This window comes from Ruegeria sp. BHSB058 (genome assembly GCF_059613285.1).
The window spans coordinates 47,005-64,972 of sequence record NZ_JBXWSF010000015.1 but is presented as its reverse complement, the minus strand read 5'-3'; the positions used below and the strand labels follow the sequence as shown (position 1 = coordinate 64,972).

General features: G+C 54.3%; 15 protein-coding genes, 1 tRNA gene and 1 pseudogene. 2 read left to right on the top strand and 15 right to left on the bottom strand.

Annotated elements, in window-relative coordinates; all coding sequences use genetic code 11:
• Nucleotides 1–660: 660 nt before the first annotated feature.
• Both AC2FNB_RS06220 and AC2FNB_RS06215 read right to left on the bottom strand, forming a co-directional pair.
• On the bottom strand, nucleotides 661–1,659 hold the full coding sequence (locus tag AC2FNB_RS06220; protein WP_496745125.1) for a LysR family transcriptional regulator: 999 nt from the start codon (nucleotides 1,657–1,659) through the stop codon (nucleotides 661–663).
• A gap of 135 nt (nucleotides 1,660–1,794) precedes the next feature.
• The gene (locus AC2FNB_RS06215) at nucleotides 1,795–4,230 is read right to left on the bottom strand and encodes a GcvT family protein (protein WP_496745123.1); all 2,436 of its coding nucleotides are present in this window, start codon (nucleotides 4,228–4,230) and stop codon (nucleotides 1,795–1,797) included.
• 187 nt (nucleotides 4,231–4,417) lie between these two features.
• Between AC2FNB_RS06215 and AC2FNB_RS06210 the strand changes: the two genes are divergently transcribed.
• Both AC2FNB_RS06210 and speB read left to right on the top strand, forming a co-directional pair.
• Nucleotides 4,418–5,938 carry a trimethylamine methyltransferase family protein gene (locus AC2FNB_RS06210; RefSeq protein WP_496745121.1) on the top strand — a complete coding sequence of 507 codons (1,521 nt, stop codon included), beginning with the start codon at nucleotides 4,418–4,420 and terminating at the stop codon, nucleotides 5,936–5,938.
• An 84-nt stretch (nucleotides 5,939–6,022) separates the two neighbouring features.
• A complete protein-coding gene (gene speB / locus AC2FNB_RS06205; RefSeq protein ID WP_480751333.1) occupies nucleotides 6,023–7,003 on the top strand; it encodes an agmatinase in 981 nt (326 codons plus the stop codon).
• Here the strand turns inward: speB and AC2FNB_RS06200 are convergent.
• The 13 genes and pseudogenes from AC2FNB_RS06200 to sufC form a co-directional block, all read right to left on the bottom strand.
• A complete protein-coding gene (locus tag AC2FNB_RS06200; protein WP_480751331.1) occupies nucleotides 6,990–7,970 on the bottom strand; it encodes an arginase family protein in 981 nt (326 codons plus the stop codon). The genes speB and AC2FNB_RS06200 overlap by 14 nt on opposite strands.
• Before the next feature lie 57 nt (nucleotides 7,971–8,027).
• Nucleotides 8,028–9,617 (bottom strand): ABC transporter permease, encoded by a 1,590-nt coding sequence (locus tag AC2FNB_RS06195; RefSeq protein ID WP_480751330.1) that lies wholly within the window; start codon nucleotides 9,615–9,617, stop codon nucleotides 8,028–8,030.
• Nucleotides 9,610–10,647, bottom strand: coding sequence for a quaternary amine ABC transporter ATP-binding protein (locus AC2FNB_RS06190; protein WP_480751328.1), 1,038 nt, complete (start codon nucleotides 10,645–10,647; stop codon nucleotides 9,610–9,612). The genes AC2FNB_RS06195 and AC2FNB_RS06190 overlap by 8 nt, the downstream gene beginning before the upstream one ends.
• A gap of 80 nt (nucleotides 10,648–10,727) precedes the next feature.
• Nucleotides 10,728–11,687 (bottom strand): ABC transporter substrate-binding protein, encoded by a 960-nt coding sequence (locus AC2FNB_RS06185; protein WP_480751327.1) that lies wholly within the window; start codon nucleotides 11,685–11,687, stop codon nucleotides 10,728–10,730.
• A gap of 305 nt (nucleotides 11,688–11,992) precedes the next feature.
• Nucleotides 11,993–12,100, bottom strand: a pseudogene (locus AC2FNB_RS06180) (IS6 family transposase); the annotation flags it as partial.
• Between the two features lie 66 nt (nucleotides 12,101–12,166).
• Nucleotides 12,167–12,307 carry a hypothetical protein gene (locus AC2FNB_RS06175; protein ID WP_480751326.1) on the bottom strand — a complete coding sequence of 47 codons (141 nt, stop codon included), beginning with the start codon at nucleotides 12,305–12,307 and terminating at the stop codon, nucleotides 12,167–12,169.
• Between the two features lie 68 nt (nucleotides 12,308–12,375).
• Nucleotides 12,376–13,133 (bottom strand): IS5 family transposase gene (locus AC2FNB_RS06170; protein WP_496745133.1). Its coding sequence is split into 2 segments (ribosomal slippage): nucleotides 12,376–12,818 and nucleotides 12,818–13,133, totalling 759 coding nucleotides; the frame shifts between segments, so codons are not numbered across the junction.
• A 311-nt stretch (nucleotides 13,134–13,444) separates the two neighbouring features.
• Nucleotides 13,445–13,521: transfer RNA gene (locus AC2FNB_RS06165), tRNA-Arg, on the bottom strand.
• A gap of 65 nt (nucleotides 13,522–13,586) precedes the next feature.
• A complete protein-coding gene (locus AC2FNB_RS06160) occupies nucleotides 13,587–14,807 on the bottom strand; it encodes a cysteine desulfurase (protein ID WP_496745117.1) in 1,221 nt (406 codons plus the stop codon).
• Complete coding sequence (locus tag AC2FNB_RS06155; RefSeq protein ID WP_480750994.1) at nucleotides 14,800–15,393, bottom strand: YIP1 family protein; 594 nt, start codon at nucleotides 15,391–15,393, stop codon at nucleotides 14,800–14,802. The genes AC2FNB_RS06160 and AC2FNB_RS06155 overlap by 8 nt, the downstream gene beginning before the upstream one ends.
• Nucleotides 15,390–15,875: a YIP1 family protein gene (locus tag AC2FNB_RS06150; protein ID WP_496745115.1), complete on the bottom strand. Its 486-nt coding sequence runs from the start codon at nucleotides 15,873–15,875 to the stop codon at nucleotides 15,390–15,392. The genes AC2FNB_RS06155 and AC2FNB_RS06150 overlap by 4 nt, the downstream gene beginning before the upstream one ends.
• Nucleotides 15,875–17,155, bottom strand: coding sequence for a Fe-S cluster assembly protein SufD (gene sufD / locus AC2FNB_RS06145; RefSeq protein ID WP_496745113.1), 1,281 nt, complete (start codon nucleotides 17,153–17,155; stop codon nucleotides 15,875–15,877). The genes AC2FNB_RS06150 and sufD overlap by 1 nt, the downstream gene beginning before the upstream one ends.
• Nucleotides 17,155–17,910 (bottom strand): Fe-S cluster assembly ATPase SufC, encoded by a 756-nt coding sequence (gene sufC / locus AC2FNB_RS06140; protein WP_496745112.1) that lies wholly within the window; start codon nucleotides 17,908–17,910, stop codon nucleotides 17,155–17,157. The genes sufD and sufC overlap by 1 nt, the downstream gene beginning before the upstream one ends.
• Nucleotides 17,911–17,968: the final 58 nt, after the last annotated feature.

Below are 17,968 nucleotides of genomic sequence, written 5' to 3'. Positions count from 1 at the left end.
GCTTGGTTCCGGGTTTCTGTCTCATCTCCACTCCTTGATGGTTACGATGAGCCAGAAACCCTCCCTTATCAAATCAACCTAAACTGTCCCATTGGCGCTGACGTCAAACACTGTGCGTCTGGCATGGGACCTAGCAATCCCTTGGCCCATTCGGAATATGCTTCGAGAGTCGCGACATCCTTGATTGCCTCACCTTGGGTTGAAAAGGTAGCGTTGTCATGACACCACTCACGACAGGCCCCCCAACCCAAGCATGTGTCGCAAGCCTTTACAGATCTGGGGACACCTCACTGCGGTCTGAATATTTGACATGGCACCCCCCATTTTTTTGCGTCTGGTATGCATGTGGCCCCTTGTAGTTTACCACATTCTCGAGTTCCGGTCTGGCATTCTCAGCCGACTTTCATCTCACGCGGCTCGGATGCCGTCAGTGCAATGCGACCCCAACAGGATAACTGACCATTGCCCGCCTTGACACCGCGCCCTTGGCGAAATGAGTGCCGAGACCTGATTTGCGCCCATCTGTGAACGAGATTATCGACAGGTTCCATTGCTGTGGTTCGACACCAAACAGATTATTTCCGGATCGGCGTTGGTTGTCGCAAAGTTTGCGTTTGGTGCATAAAACGAAGAGAAACCGCCCAACTCGCTCAGAAATGATTAATTGGACTGCATGTCCGTCAACACCCGAAAATCACCGTCAAGCCAAGGAATCTTTCTACAAATGGGATCGCAAAAATACTGTTGTATCAAACCACTAAGTACTTTGTGGATCAACAAGGACGTAGATTTGGGATAGACGTCAGTTGTGAACAAGGAGATCGTTCGTGAAAAGTTGCGTCCAGGAAATGGCATGGTCCTGACACTCTCATGAAAGCGCTGTGCGCGTCGAAAGCTGGCAACCGTGGTAATCGCCCAACCGCTACCTTCCGCAACCAGACCGACAATCGATTGATTGCATTCGAGTTCGAACCTGTTTGGCAGGTTGAACTTGCTGCGGTTGAGTTGAACCTCAATCTGCTTGCCAATCGTGTAGTCCCTTGAATACCGCAAAAACGGCAATTCGGCATCCGGAGTGAACACATCCTCCACAGTTCCCACAAAGTTCTTGGGCAGAATTACGATGAACGGATCACGCAACAATGGATACTCCAGCAATCCGCCGGTCTTGCCCACCGGAAGTGTTGCCACTCCGGCGTCCAGTTTGTGCTCCTGCAGTTTGGCGATGATCTCGTGGCTCGGCCGGGTGAAATGTCGAAAGCTGCACCGCGGCAACGCTTGCGCTAAGAATCTGAACAACTCTGGCGCGACTTGGTAGTCGAAATCGTCAATCAACGCGAGCCGCAGCGACGTGGCATTGCGCCAGGTCCCCGAGCGGATTTCCCCTTCCCCTCGCTTCAGTACAGTAAGGCCTTCACGAACATAGCGTGAAAAAACCTCTCCTGCGGGGGTTAAGCTCATTGGCCGACGGCTGTGGTCGACCAATTCGACCCCTAGGGCGCTTTCTAGGCTTCGCAAGTGATTGGATACAGTACTGATGGACAAGTTCGTTTCGGACGCCACTTTTTGAATGGAGCCGGATTTGGCGATCAACTGGAATACTTCCAGCCAGCGGAGACTTAGAGACTTTGGCAAATGCGGTGTTCCTGAAATTTCCACTCTTTCTATAAAATCGAAACAGAGAACCTACGCCGCGGCAATACCAAATATGTATTTCTTCCCATTGGCACTGCGTCATAACTCCAATGCTCGGACACTCAGGGGCTAAATACCGAGCGCGGGAACCACATGAAATCAGCTACGCAGTCTGGTCATTAGAGGATCATAAGGGCTGGGTGCAATCACTGTTGCTTCGGTCCGAACACCGCACATATCAATCTCAAGACTGTTGCCTCGGGCCTGGCAAGCGACATCGACAAATGCATATGCCAAGTTCAATCCGGTTCGATGACCCCAATCCCCGGACGTAACCGTGCCCACGACATCATCACCAATCATCACTGACGCCCCCGGGTGGGCCGGTGCTTGTTCGGCGTGAACTTGCAAGGTCACCAATCGTTTTTGCGGTCCTTGTTGAAGGTTGTTCAGCAGCGCATCCCGACCGACAAAACAGGCTTTGTCCAAATTCACGAAACGCTCCAAACCTGTTTCAAAGGGGTCATATTCAGTGACAAGGTCCGATTTCCAATGAAAGAAGCCTTTCTCAATTCTCATGGATTCGATGGCCCGGGCGCCAAACAGGTGCAGGCCATAAACCTTACCTGCATCTTGGAGTGCAAGAAATGCCGCATGGAGCGAAGCGTTGGGAACGTGGATCTCATATGCCAACTCACCTGAAAAACTGACGCTCATGACAGTAGCGGGTGCGATACCGACGAAACACTCTCGCACGCTGAGCCATGGGAAGGCCCGAGCAGACCAATCGCCGCGCGAACAGGACGACAGAACTTTTCGGGCGTTTGGGCCAGCAAGAACCAGAATGGTTTGGTCGTTTGTAAGGCTTCGAATCTGCACGTCCTCATCAGGTTCCAGATGCTGCTTGAGCCAGTCCATGTCGTGAAATTCGCTTGCTGCCGCCGAGCCGTACCAAACGCGTTCAGGCCCTCGGTCGCTGGCCGGTAGGTTGGCGACAGTCGCTTCGGCCTTGATCCTGCCCTGATGGTTCAACAAGTATCCCAACCCGACCCGACCATCGCGTTTGGCCACGGCACCGCAGAACATCCGGTCCAGAAATGCATGGCGGCCTGATCCGATGATTTCGATGCGGTTGAAACCATTGACCTCGGTCAACCCGACATTTGTCTGAATGTTTTTTACTTCGGATGCGACAACATCAAAAGCTTCGTCAAAATCGAAACTCAGCGTTGGTTTGAATTCGGCATGAGGTTTGATGTAATCGACACGCTCCCATCCGTTCACCACCGTGAATTCGGCACCGGCCGCGGCCAAAACGGGGGTCAATGGCGTGGTTTTGGCCGGGCGGCCCGCTGGCCGGTGTTCATGCGGGAAGTGAAACCTGAATTCGTTTCGGTAATCTTCTACGGCTTTCAACGCGGTAAGTTCCACATTGGCGTGACCTGTGAATCTTCGCGGATCGATGCACCATGTGTCGTAACACGCTTCACCATGCACGATCTGCTGCGCCAACAGCCAACCGTGCCCACCTCCTTCGCCCAGCCCGGCGCGAAGGCCAATGATGCAAAACGCGTTTCGCTTTCCCGGAATGGGTCCCACCATCGGCGCCCCATCAATTGTGTATGTAATCGGGCCATTGACGACAGTGTGTATTCCAACTTCCATCAAGGCTGGCATCCGGGCAAAAGCGCCCTCCAAGACATCTGTCACCCGGTCCAAATCGTCGGGGCACAGGGCGTTGGCAAAGTGCGGATCGATCCCGTCCATCCCCCAGGTCTTGCAGTCCTGTTCATAAAACCCGACCAGCAAACCATTCTTTTCCTGACGGCAATAATAGTCGCTGATCGGGCATCGTAGCAGTGGCATTCTATGACCGGCGTCCCGGATGGCGGGGATTTCTTCGGTCAGGAAGTACTGATGCTCCATCGACGCGACCGGATGGTGAATGCCCATCATCGCACCCACTTCGTTCACACGATAGCCGCAAGCATTGACGACAATGTCACAGTCAATGTTTCCGTGTTCGGTTTGGACGGTCCAAGTCTCGTCGTTGTGCTGAAGCAATCCGACAACGGGAGTATTACGGTAAATCTCGGCGCCCGCTTTTCGTGCCCTCCGCGCCAGCGCCTGACACAATTGCGCGGGGTCGATATCACCATCCAACGGATCCCACAGGCCTCCGATCAGGTTTTCGGTGGAGATCAACGGGTGTCTGCGGGCGCATTCGCTGGCATCGATCACCTCGAAATCGACGCCCATTCCACGGGCCACCGATGTAAAGTGGCGATACCCTTGCATCTGCGCCTCGGTGTTGGCCAAGCGGATACCGCCATCACCGTGATGATAATTGATAGGATAGTCGGCGTCTTCTGCCAGTTCCTTATAGAGGCGGATGGAATGCGACTTCAGTCCTATCATCGTCTGGTTCATACCGAAATTGGTGACTTGAGCGGCCGAATGCCATGTTGTGCCGGATGTCAGTTCATTCCGCTCGACCAGAACCACATCGCTCCACCCTTCCTGGGTCAAGTGATAAAGGGTCGAACATCCGGCAATTCCTCCGCCAATAACCACAACCTTTGTGCGCGATTTCATCCGGTTTGCTCCTCTCTCCGCAACCACATTCATGGAAAGAAAGCCGCCTTGTCAGCAACGAGGCATTTGGCAGTTTCGAAAAATCGAAACTTAGGTTTTAGATTTCACAAGGCTTGGTTGACATTTTGCCGCTCGATACTGGAAGCCTGTAGTGTACAGCCAGCATTGACGCGGGAGCGCAGCGGTTATGTCGTCTGAAGTTAGCAAAAGAATCGGGCGAAGGGCTCGGATGGCGCAACGAGCAGCGAAACCGGTGATCGCCCCTTGCCCTCCCGGTCAGACCGGCGGTTCATTCACCCCTCTCGCAGAAGCCGAAGTGGCGCTGATCTATAACGCCGCACTGCGGTTACTCGAAACCCTCGGCATGGGGGAAGTACCAGAGAGGTTGCGCAACGATCTGACGGCTGCGGGGGCAATAGAAGGCCAGCGAAGAAGATTGCTTTTTCCACGTGCGATGGTTGAACACGCAGTCTCAATTGCGGCCAAGACATTCGTATTGCATGGCCGGGACGAAAGCCGATCAATAGAAGTTGGCGGAAACCGTGTATTTTTTGGCACCGGCGGCGCGGCGGTACAGACGCTTGATCTGGAGACGCGACGATATCGCCCCTCGACGCTGGCTGATTTGCATGACTTTGCCCGTCTGCAGGATACGATGGAAAATGTCAGTTGGTTCACCAGATGTTGCGTAGCAACCGATGTGCCGGACGCGTTCGACCTGGACGTCAACACAGTCTATGCGCTGGTCAAGAATACCACCAAACCAGTCGCTACGTCGTTTACATTGGCAGAACACGTATCACCCATCGTTGACCTTCTGGACATCGTCGCCGGTGGGCCGGGAGAATTTGCCAAACGTCCATTCCTGAAAGCGCACATCAGCCCCGTCATTTCCCCGTTGCGGTATGGCGAGGATGCAGTTGACGTGGTTTACGAATGTATCCAACACAATATTCCCATGTCCTGCATCACCGCTGCGCAGGCCGGGGCCACGGCACCTGCGACATTGGCCGGATTTCTTGCTCAATCCCTCGCCGAAACATTGGCGAGCCTGGTGATGGTGAATGTGATTTCACCCGGTTTCCCGATGGTATTCTCGAACTGGCCATTTATCGTCGATCTACGAACCGGAGCTTTTGCTGGCGGAGGTGGTGAGACCGCGGTTCTGAACGCGGCCTCGGCGCAAATCATCAATTGGCTGGGTTTACTTTCGGGGGTTGCAGCCTCAATGACGGACGCCAAGGCGATTGACGCTCAGTACGGGATGGAAAAGGGCATGACTTCTCTTGCCGCCGCGTTGGCTGGGGGTAACCTGATCTATGAAAGCTCGGGGATGACGGCATCATTGCTGGGGGTCAGTTTCGAAGCATTCGTGTTGGATAACGAGATGCATTCCCACACCTATCGCGCCCTTCGCGGAATAGAGGTGACCGAAGAGAACCTCGGCTTTGAAGCGATTTGCCAATCCGTGCTGAGTGACGGTCATTTTCTGGGAAGTTCGCAAACCTATGACGCAATGGAGAGAGACTATTTTTATCCTTCGCTGGCGGATCGGAATGAACCACGGACATGGGAAATGAACGGTGCAAAGGATGCGTGGACCAAGGCCCGCGAACGGGCAGTCGAGATTCTAAGAGCACATCATCCAGGGTATCTTACACCCGAGCAGGACGCTCAGATCCGGAAATGTTTTCGAATTCTGACCTGAGCCTTTTCCGCATAACAATTGTTTTAGCGAAGATCGATGATACGGACCGGATGAAACGGAAAATCGCGAGGATCAACAGTCAACATGACAGACACATTCTTTCAACCGGTTTCAGCAATGGAGCTAGCGCGTTTTGCGGGTGTTCCGACATTCATGCGTCTGCCAAATCTGGCACCGGATCATGAACGCTTTGAAGAAGTTGAACTGGGCGTCGTCGGCATACCCTGGGACGGAGGAACCACCAATCGCCCCGGCGCCCGCCACGGACCTCGGCAATTGCGCGACTATTCGACCATGATCCGGGCCATGAACCCTGTCACAGGTATCAGCCCGTTTTCCTTGGTGAACTGCGCCGACCTTGGGGACGTTTCCCCAAACCCCGTGGATATCGAAGATACATTGGAGCGCGTTACGTCATTCTATTCCACATTTGTTCGGAATGGCATCGCGCCACTGACGGCAGGTGGAGACCATCTGACAACGCTTCCGGTTTTGCGGGCTTTGGCAAATTCTGGTCCGCTGGGGCTAATCCAATTCGACAGCCACACCGACTTGTTCGACAGCTACTTCGGTGGCCATAAGTTCACGCATGGGACGCCGTTCAGGCGCGCGGTTGAAGAGGGGCTGGTCGATCCAAAGCGCTTTGTTCAGGTTGGCATTCGAGGCACAGCCTATAATACGGAAGATGTCGAATGGGGTGAGGCACAGGGAATTCGCATCATCCGCATCGAAGAGCTATTCGACCGTGGCATTGATGACGTCATGACCGAGGTAAATGGCATCATCGGAACAGAGCCCTGTTATTGCACTTACGATATCGACTTCGTGGATCCGACTTATGCACCTGGCACCGGAACCCCCGAGATCGGCGGGCCTAACAGTTTTCAGGCCCAGCAGGTTATTCGCAAACTGTCAGGGCTGAACATTGTGGGTGCCGATCTGGTTGAAGTCTCGCCACCTTTCGATCCCGAAGGTGGCACTGCGTGGCTTGGTATTTCATTGATGTTCGAATTGCTCTGCGTGATGGCACAGGCGATAGATGCCCGACGCGCTAAGTCGAACTGACATTTTCCGCGATCATGGAAATCATCTCGAACATCACAGCCGCAGCAGTCAGGGCCGTGATGTTGTTTGGGCTGTCCTTGGTTGGCATCATGCACACGACATCACCGCCAATGATGTTCAAACCGCGCGCGGCACGCAGAATTCCTACGGCTTCATCGATGTCAAAGCCTTTTTCTCCGGGCTCCAGATTCGAGACAGCGGGCGCCACCGTCGGGTCGAGGCAATCCAGGTCGAAAGTGATATAGACAGGGCGATCGCCTAAGACTTCTTTGGTTTGCGCCACGACGTCGGTCAGTCCGCGTTGTCGAAACTCTTGCATCGTCACGATGTTGTACCCGTAGTCATATGACGGCTGTAACCAGTCCAGACTTCGTGGGTGGCCCCGCAATCCGATCTGCATAGAACGTTTTGGGTCCACCTGCCCCTGATCGGCCAGATAGGCACCCCAATGCGCGGCAGATTTGTGCGCCCCAAGAAAATGGTCGACCTTTGTGAACACATCTGTATGCGCATCAAGGTGCAGAAAGCTAACAGGCTCGCCCCCGGCCAACTTGCCGCATCCCAACGCCTGAACGATGCCGCCAGTGATCGAATGATCTCCACCAACAGAAACGGGTCGAGCCCCCGCAGCGTCGATATCCTGGTAAAAAGCCGTGATGCGTTCGATGCAGTCTTCATTGTCATTGGCACGGGGAAATGGGACATCGCCCACATCAGCAATTTGGGCACTTGCCCAAGGGTCGATCTGAAAAACCGAATGCACTCTGCGTTGAACTGCTGAAACATGGCGCACTGCCCTTGGGCCCAAATGCTGATCCCGCTCGGTTGTCCCGTTTCCGGTCGAATGTGGAACCCCAACCAGCGCGATATCTTGCCCTTCGGGCTCAGTGTGAGCACACCTGAAAAGCGTTGGCACGCCCCACCAGTAGAGATTGTCCATCATCGATTTCTCATAACGGTCGGTCATCGCAGGCCTCACTGACTGAAAAAGACCCCGAGATGTTCCCGAGGCCCTGCTGCTCTATCAGATTTTCTCATCTTCCCGTCTGAAGGCGCCCTGAACAATCCGGTCGATAACCATAGCACAGAACAGAATTGCGAAGCCGCCCAAAAGACCAGGCCCCTTGGCCGCGTATTGCAGTGCTTCGAGGATCTCTTTTCCAAGTCCTCCCCCCCCGATCAGCGAGATGATGACGACCATGGATAGGCACATGAGAATCGTCTGGTTCACGCCTGTCATGATCGAAGGCAGGGCCAGCGGGATTTCGACGTCCTTCAAGAGTTGCCATTTCGACGCCCCGAAAGCCACAGCTGCTTCCTTGATACTGTCTGGAACCCCACGCATACCCAATGCCGTCAGGCGGATCACAGGCGGCATGCCAAAAATGATCGTCGCCAAAATTCCTGGAGGATTGCCCGTACCAAAAAATGCGATGATCGGGATCAGATAGACGAAGGCCGGAAGGGTTTGCATCAGGTCCAAAACGGGTTCGGCCGCCGAATAGGCCCGTTTGGACTTGCCAAACCAGATCCCCAGCGGGATACCGAAAACGACACAGAGTATCACCGCCGCGCCTACAAGGGCCACGGTTTCCATCGCAACATCCCAGTAGCCCAAAAGTGCGATATAGGCCAGGGAAGAAGCTGTGAATATGGCCACTCTCGGTCCCGCAGCGCGCCATGCCGTCACGCAGATCACCAGCATGACCACCGGCCATGGTGAACCGATCAAGGCGACCGTCAGCGCATCCAGAACAGTGCGAACTCCACCTACGATGCCGTCAAAGACGTCTCCTCCAGCTGCAGCAGCGCCGTCGATGCGCGCCTCCATCCATGTGGCAAGGGTTGAAAACAGGGTCCCGCCGTCCTGACCGAGAAAGATGGCCGAAACCTCTTTTTCCGGAAACTCGTCAAGCATGGCGAAAGATGCGTTCACCGTGAATTTGTAGACGATCAGCGGAGCAATCGCCGCAATCAGTACGACGCCAAGTATGGTGTTCCGGGTTGAGCGCCCGCTTTCGGTGCCTTCAGGATCAATGCGCCACCGCGAATATTGTTTCTCATAAACCCTGTCCGCGTACAGCCCTTGCGTCAGTTTGAAGACCGCGAGCATCAATAGCCCGAAGATCAAGATGCCCAGTGCTTCGGATTGGGCTGCTTGCGCTTTCTCGAAACTGGCGTCCGCCGCCTTCTGGATATTTGCCGCCAACTTGGTAAACCGATCTATGTCGGCTTGCTCGGTTGCTTCTGCTGCCCGGCCTAGCAACTCGTCGGCACGAGCCTGTTGACGCGAGGCACGGCCGAGCAGATCTGCTCCTGGATTGCCCCAAGCACCCCGACCAATCTGCACCCAGGCGATGATCTCGAGTATGAGAAAGGTCCAGAACATTCCCCAGATAGCACGGCTTGCCGCCCAGAACGGACCCAAGACCGCCGCCCAAAGATTGAACGTATTGGGCAACAGGTTGACCGCATCGTGGATCTTGTGAAATGCACCGACATAGTAGTCACCATTGGTCTCTGCAAATTCGTGGATCGAACTGTCCAGCGCTTCACGGTCGACTTCGATGTCGGATGCTGCGGTGACTTTGATATCAGACGCCAGATCACTCATTTTTGCCCCCCTGAATTCCGCGCAGCAGACGAGGTTTTGTAACCAAGCCGACATCTGCTCCGGCGTCGGTAATGACGACAGGCATTTCCGTATTCACGGCTAAGTCAATCAGTTGGTCCAGGTCCGCACTTTCGTCGGCACGCGGTGCCCCATCAATCGATCCATTGTAGCTGTCCAAAGGTTCCATAATTGAATGGGCTTTGACGAGTTTGAGCTTGGATATTCCCTGCACAAATTCGCGAACATAGTCGTCTGCCGGGTTCATCACGATATCCTCTGGCGTACCGATCTGGACGATGACCCCATCCTTCATGATCGCAATGCGGTGGCCGATCCTGATGGCTTCATCAAGGTCATGGGTGATAAACAGGGTTGTTTTCTTGAGTTGCGCCACAAGTGCCTTGAACTGATCCTGCAACTGCAATCGGATCAACGGATCCAGGGCTGAGAACGGTTCGTCCATCAATAGTATTTCGGGATCCGACGCGAGCGCACGAGCAATGCCGACGCGCTGCTGCATTCCCCCTGACAACTCCTTGGGAAGCCGATCTTCGTAACCAGTCAGATCCACCAATCCCAGTGCGTGATCCGAAACGGCCCAGCGTTTGGACTTTGAAACCTTTCTGATTTCGAGCGGATAGGCAACATTGTCCCGAACTGACCGATGCGGCATCAGTGCCATGTGTTGGAAGACCATTCCGATCTGCTGCGCCCGAATACGGCGCAGTTCCGACTCCCCTATCTGCGAAACATCGCGGCCCAGGATCTCGATCTTGCCTGCAGTAGGCTCGATCAGGCGGTTGACATGCCGCACCAATGTAGACTTGCCTGACCCGGACAATCCCATGATGCAGAATATCTCGCCTCGTGAGACCTCGAACGTCGCTCCTTGTACGCCAACGACGCAGTTGAACCGATCAAGGACTTCGGGTTTGCCGATCCCTTCCTTCATGACTGCAGACATCGCTTCTTCGGCGCGGGCGCCAAAGATCTTCCAGACGTCTGTCAACTTGACGACCGTTTCGTTCATTTCCGCCCCTTATCATGCAAAGCAAGCCGCCAAGGCTGTGCCCTGGCGGCCTGTGTGGACTCATTGAGCGCCAGCGCGTTCTATTGCGCCATCCACCCAAGAACCTGGTCTTCGTGTTCGCTTACCCATTCTTCGGCGTATGCAAGGGGTTCTTTCTTGTCGATGACCAGCGCATAGGTCATTGCGGAAACTGTTTCCGTGTCCAACGCCATGTTCGCCAATAGGCTCGCCACCTCCGGGTATTCTTCTTCCAGTGACTTTGCGTAGTGCAGGTGCAGATACGCAGAATCCCAGGCCACGGCCGCCTCGGATTCCTCCAACCAGTCCGGGCTGTCGGTCGGCTGAACAACCTTCCATTTCGCAGCATCATAGGCAGGCTCTTCCAAAACCGTCATGTCATGCAGCGCAAAGACGTAGTGAGGCGTATAACAAAACCCGACCCACGGGTCGCCGGCCTTGATGGCATTATCCAGATTGGCATAGGCCACTGTTTCGTCGATTTCCACCAACTCCATGGTCTGGTCATACCCATACGACTTTGCCCGGATCTTTTCGACATTGGTCGAAGCCCAACCGGGAGCGCCAATCCAGATCTCGCCCTGACCGTCACCGTTGGAATCGAATATCGCTGCTACGTCTGGATTCGTCAGATCATCGATCGATGAAATCGCGTGTTTTTCGGCGGTTCCTTTGTCAACGCACATCCCCTGGAACGCTTCAACACCGTTCGGGTTCATCACAACCGTACCATTTCCCTTGACATAAGTGTCATGAAGATTTTGCTGGTTCGGCATCCACACCTCGGGGTGCACATGCATCGCACCGGAATCCATCGCTTCGAAAACAATCGGATTGGTCCCATTTTGAAGTTCAACTTCAAGACCCAGGTTTTGCTCAATCGCCACCTTGAGGATGTGCGCTGTTGCGTTCACCGAGGGCCAGTTTGGAACCCCAATGACAATGTCAGCTGCTATGACCGGCGTTGAAACAAGCGACATAACCGCGGCCACACTTGCCAGCAAACCTGTTCTTTTGTCCATTTGATTTCTCCATGTTGGTTTTCAAGACGTTGGGCATTTGGCAGTTTGCGCGCCCTCATCGATGATTTTTGTCCCAGCTCCAGTTTCTCGTCGCGTGGCATAAGCCTATTCAGCCAGGTTCTAAAAGTGAAACATGTGCAACCCAACCCCATCAAGCTTAGTGTTATTAAAATGGTTTCAATGCGATTTTACGAAAACAAAGATTCGAATTTACGAAATACTAGACATGTCATCGGAACAAGCGAAGCAAGCGGTGCTGGCGAACTAATGCTAACTAATCTCTACAAGGGCAGGACCACTGCCCCTTATTCGGCGCAGAGACTGCGCCAATTGGCAAGTGCGGCGGCGCGGTTGAGCTTGAGATTTGGTCTGGAGTTGAGGCTGCGCTCCAAATTGAACAGGTTGTAAACCGCGGGCGATTGTATACTTTGCAAATAACCTGAGCATACTCACCCTATCACGCCAAGGCATGTGTCCGCTCAGTCTTTGGCGGGCTTTTTCTCTTTCGGCTCCTCGCGCATCTTTTTCAATGCACGCTTGAACGTTTCTTCATCTCCATCCGCCTCGACTTCACGGGCGAGTTCCTTGAAGCGCTCAAGTTGAGATTTGTCCTTTTCCAAGCCTACAAGATAGTCGCAATCACTGGACAGAAAAAGGGGCGATCCGAAGATCGCCCAAGGGTCAGGACTCATAGCCAATAGATGACGGTTGCCGCTAGGGCGATGGCTGAAAGGAAGACCTTTGGGCATCTGTAGTAACGGGTTGCGACGCGCCGCCAATCCTTCAACCTGCCGAACATAATCTCGATCCGGTTGCGTCGCTTGTAGCGCCGCTTGTCGTATTTGACAGTTTTCTTGCGTTGCTTTCGACCCGGGATACAAGGACGTATCCCTTTGTCTTTCAACGCTTCTCTGAACCAATCGGCATCATAGCCTCTGTCGGCAAGTAGCCAATCGACCTTCGGCAGGCTGCTCAGCAACGCTCGGGCGCCAATGTAGTCACTGACTTGTCCGGCGGTGACGAACAGGTTGAGCGGCCGCCCCAGGCTGTCGCAGATGGCGTGCAGCTTCGTGTTCATCCCGCCCTTGGTGCGACCGATCAGACGGCCACGCCCCCCTTTTTGACGCCCGAACTGGACGCCGTACGGTGTGCTTTGAGATAGGTCGCATCAATCATCACGGTCTTCTCCTCGCCGTGATCGGCTGCCAGTCCCATCATCATCTTTGCGAAGATGCCCTTATCGCTCCAGCGCTTCCAACGGTTATAAAGCGTCTTGTGCGGACCGTATTCCTTGGGCGCATCGCGCCAGCGTAAGCCATTGCGATTGATGAAGATAATCCCGCTCAACACACGCCTATCATCGACGCGAGTTTTGCCGTGGGACTTGGGAAAGAAGGGCTGGAGACGCGCCATCTGGGCGTCGGTCAGCCAGAAAAGATCAGACATGTTCACCGCTCGTTTTCGAACCGTGAATCACGACACCCCTCTGAAATCAATGGGTCCAGACCCTAGGTTTGCCAATACTTCCCAAGCGCGCTCTTCTGAGTTGATTTCAATGCGCATTAAAATCCCTTTCCGTGAATTGCTTTGCAAGCAATCAGAATGAGCCGACGAGGTAAAGTGGAGAGTACCGGAGTGCGCACCAGATTTTGTGAATTGTGTTGCGGGAAACGTTACGGGATTGGTTTGAATCCCTTTGGTGGCTTCAATGCGAATCTTTATTTTATTTAATAAAATCTATACATTAAGTGAAAAAGTGGCGCACCTGAGAGGATTCGAACCTCTGGCCTCTGCCTTCGGAGGGCAGCGCTCTATCCAGCTGAGCTACAGGTGCCTGCGGTGTTAGCTAACCTTGTTCCAGCCCGTGTGCAATACCAAAATCCGCGAGTGGTTTGGAACTCAAGCGAACAAATCATGCGCGAGTTCCAGGGCCTCAATTAACGTATCGACCTCATCGCGAGTATTATACAGGCCGAAACTAGCGCGACATGTCGCCGTGACCCCAAGGTGATCCATCAGTGGTCCGGCACAATGGTGCCCTGCTCGTACGGCGACCCCTTTCTTGTCAAGGATTGTCGAAACATCATGAGCGTGCCCGGCCCCGTCAAGCGTGAAACTGAATATGGCAGCCTTGTCTGGCCGTGTGCCCTGAACCTGCAACCAATTCAAGCCTGTAAGACGTTGAAGGGCATAGTCCCGCAGGTCCGCTTCATGCGCTGCGATGTTCTCCATCCCCAAGTCCATCATGTAATCCAGCGCGACCCCTAAACCGATCGTCTGCACGATTCCGGGTGTTCCAGCCTCGAACTTCATCGGCGGATCGTTATAGATCACCTGATCTTTAGAGACTTCCCTGATCATGTCGCCACCGCCGATAAACGGGCGCATTTCGGCCATGCGATCGGACTTGATGAAAATTGCCCCCGATCCGGACGGCCCGTACAGCTTGTGACCAGTGATTGCATAAAAATCACAACCGATGTCCTGAACATCCACTGGCATGTGCACGGCGCCTTGACTGCCATCAACGAGAACCGGAACACCCTTGGCGTGTGCGCCTTTTGTGATGGCTTTTACATCGACAACTGTACCCAACACGTTCGAACACTGGGTAATCGCAACCAGCTTCGTTTTTGGGCCGATCGCATCGATAACAGCTTGCGGGTCCAATCCACCATCGGCATCTACATCAACCCATTTCAGGACGACCCCCTGGCGTTCTCGCAGGAAATGCCAGGGCACAATATTCGCATGGTGCTCCATGACACTTAAGACAATTTCGTCACCGGGTCCCATACGCGGCATCGCCCAGCCATATGCGACCAGGTTGATCCCTTCGGTTGTCCCCGAATTCATTACGATCTCGTCTTCGTTTCCCGTGTTGAGAAAACGCGAGATCGTGCCGCGAACGGCTTCGTATTTCTCGGTGGCGAGATTGGATAGAAAGTGTAGCCCACGATGGACGTTGGAATACTCTTCGGCATAAGCGCGCGTCACCGCGTCGATCACAGCCTGAGGTTTCTGCGCGGATGCGCCATTGTCCAGATAGGTCAGCGGCTTGCCGTTCACTTTCCGTGATAGGATCGGGAAGTCAGCGCGGATCTTTTGAACGTCATACATAAGCAGGGGTACCCGTAATTGGCCCTCCGACGAGGGATAGAAGAAGTATAGCCAAAACGGCAATCGCCAGGATGGAAAGCACCAGAACGCCGGTTGCAACCGCCAGGGAGTTCAGCCGATGCGCCTGATCGATAAAATGGACGGTGATGTAAATGCCGACCAGAAAAGCCACGGCAGACAGCAAGGCCGACAGGATCGGGACGGTCAGCAGAAAAATCATTCCTGCGGCCTGAACCAAGACCTTGAGAAACTGCAACCAAACAAGCAAAACCATCACGTCACTAAACGTCCCGGTACCCCCCATCCGGATACCGATCTGGTGAAATGCCACAATGGTCACGATCAAACCGCCGCCAACTACGGCGGCATAAGGGATCACCGAGCCGACAAGCGCGGGAACCTCGACCCCCATGGATGATAGGATTAGATTCGATGTCGCCTGAAGGGCCGCGTTGAGCACGATTGCCAGTGCCAGAGCGAGCCACAGCACCTCGCGTCCCAAGTCAAGCGCCAACAATCTTCGGGCAGCCTCCGCCGGGTCCACGACCGTTTTCTTTGCCAGATCGCTCCAGAATCCCATGCTCATTCTGTTGTCCTCTCGGCTTGCACCAAACCAGACAACCAAAACATCATGAATACTACCAGCCAAACAATTCCAACAAAGTTCAAAGCAGCACCCTGTCCGATAAAGCCTGCAACAAGACCGTTGAGAAGTACGAGTGGCGTCGAGGCCAAAAGCGCCCAGAACAGAGCAAGTCGCGCGCCATAACCAGTGCCACCGCCCCCGAACAGTCGCGCAATCAGGTGTGACACCCAGGCCAATCCATAGAACAGCAACGGCAACAGAATGACTGAGCCCAGTAATGCCCCTCCCATAGTTGCGTTCAGGTCCAGCCCTTCCATGTGAGCTTTCCGGGCAAGCCCGGGCATTTGCGCGATAAATGCTACCGCGCAAAAGACCATCACAAATGCCAAGGCGCGATCCTCGCGCTGCCCCATAGCCAAGAGGCGACGCATGACGCGTCCAGGACCACGGTAGGTGGCGACTATGTCAGATGTGACCGGCATTAGCTGCGTCGAGCCAACCACGCTTCGAGACGTGCGACGATATCCCCAGCCAATGCCTTGTCTTCGATCTCGTCGACTGCCTCGGCTAGAAAGGCCAGCGTCAACATGTTGGTCGCTTCCTTGTGTGGAACGCCGCGAGACCGCAGATAGAACAATGCCGTTTCGTCGATCGCACCTGATGTCGAACCATGCGAACAGGCCACGTCATCGGCGTAAATTTCCAGCTCGGGTTTAGCAAGAAACTGGCTGTCCCCATCCAATAACAAAGACTGGCTGATCTGATAGCCATCTGTTTTCTGCGCACCTTCTTTAACCAGAATCTTGCCTTGAAACACCCCGGTCGCACCGTTGCGCAGGACTTTCTTGAACACCTGGCGGCTCTTGCAATTTACGGCGTCATGGGTGATGAATACAGTGTCGTCATGGTGGAAATCACCGTCGCCCACGCATGCGCCGGAAATATGCGCGACAGCATCGTCACCGGTCAGCTCAATAACCTGTTCATTGCGGGTCAGCACACCATTTACGGTCAGTGTAAACGACTTGTAGATAGAACCTTCGCCTAGGCGGGTGAAAATATGTGTCACCGCCCGGCGTTCATGATCGCGCCCCTGCGCCCGAACGTGATGCAGCGTGCCACCGTCCGCGATGTCGATCTCCATACATTTGTTGAATCGCGAAGCCGCTGGCCCGTTTTCCAGAATGGTTGCTTCCGCTCCAGATTCCACCCGGATCACATGATGCAGAATCACATCGGAAGCCTCTGAATTATGGGTGTAAATCAAGCTGATGGGCTTGGATGGCTTGCCAATGACGTGAATGGCAACTCCGTCGGCCGCAAAAGCGGTATTGAGCGCTGCCAGAGGACGCTGAACGGGTGACTGCCCGCGCGCTTCAAGTACGCCATATAGCTCCTTGGCCCAATGGATGTCCTTGCAACAGATGTCTTTCAGCCGCTCGATCCGGACCCCTTCAAGTTCCAGATTATCCGAGGCCTCTGGGTCGAATACGCCATCGACAAAAACAATCTTTAGACGTTCGAACCCGTCGAACATCATTGCTTCGTCCGAGACGAAAACTGCAGCTTTCGGGGCGTCGGTTTGAATCAAAGTATCAGGACGTGTGTATTTCCAATACTCGTCCCGTCGGCTTGGAAGACCCATTTCGTGCACACGGGACAACGCATCTACCCGCGCTTCCTGTGTGCACCCCGCTTCGGGAAGGCTCATAGAGGCCAAGCGAGCCACGGTGACGGAATGTTTAACTTCGGGCAACGCCATCAGTTCACCTCGGCCAGGATGTCGGCATATCCGTTATTTTCGACTTCAAGTGCCAGCTCCGGACCGCCGGTCTTGACAATGCGACCATCGGCCATGATGTGCACAACATCGGGTTTAATGTGATCTAAAAGGCGCTGATAGTGAGTGATGACAAGGAACCCTCGCCCCTCATCCCGCAGCGCATTCACACCTTCGGCTACCAATTTCATCGCGTCCACGTCCAGACCGGAGTCGGTTTCGTCCAGAATGCACATGCGTGGCTCAAGCATGGCCATTTGAAGGATTTCGTTGCGCTTCTTCTCACCGCCCGAAAAGCCCACATTAACCGGACGCTTAAGCATATCGGCGTCGATCTTGAGCGTCTTGGCCTTGGCGCGTACCACCTTGAGGAATTCGGCGGCGGATAGTTCCTCTTCGCCCCGCGCCTTGCGTTGCGCGTTAACAGCCGTGCGCAGGAACGTCATGTTACCAACGCCGGGAATTTCGACCGGGTACTGAAAGGCCAGGAACAGACCCAACGCAGCGCGTTCTTCGGGATCAAGTTCCAAAAGGTCCTCGCTACCCAACGTTGCCGACCCTTCGGTTACTTCATATCCATCGCGCCCCGACAAAACATAGCTGAGTGTAGACTTACCCGACCCATTCGGCCCCATAATCGCGTGAACCTTGCCAGCTTCGACAGTCAGGTCGACGCCTTTGAGGATTTGCTTATCCTCTTCTTCAAGTTTCACGTGCAGGTTTTTGATTTCAAGCATGTTTTCCTCGTTCTCGTCTCGAGCCCGCACTCAAGGGGCGTGTGATTTTCGTTCTGTC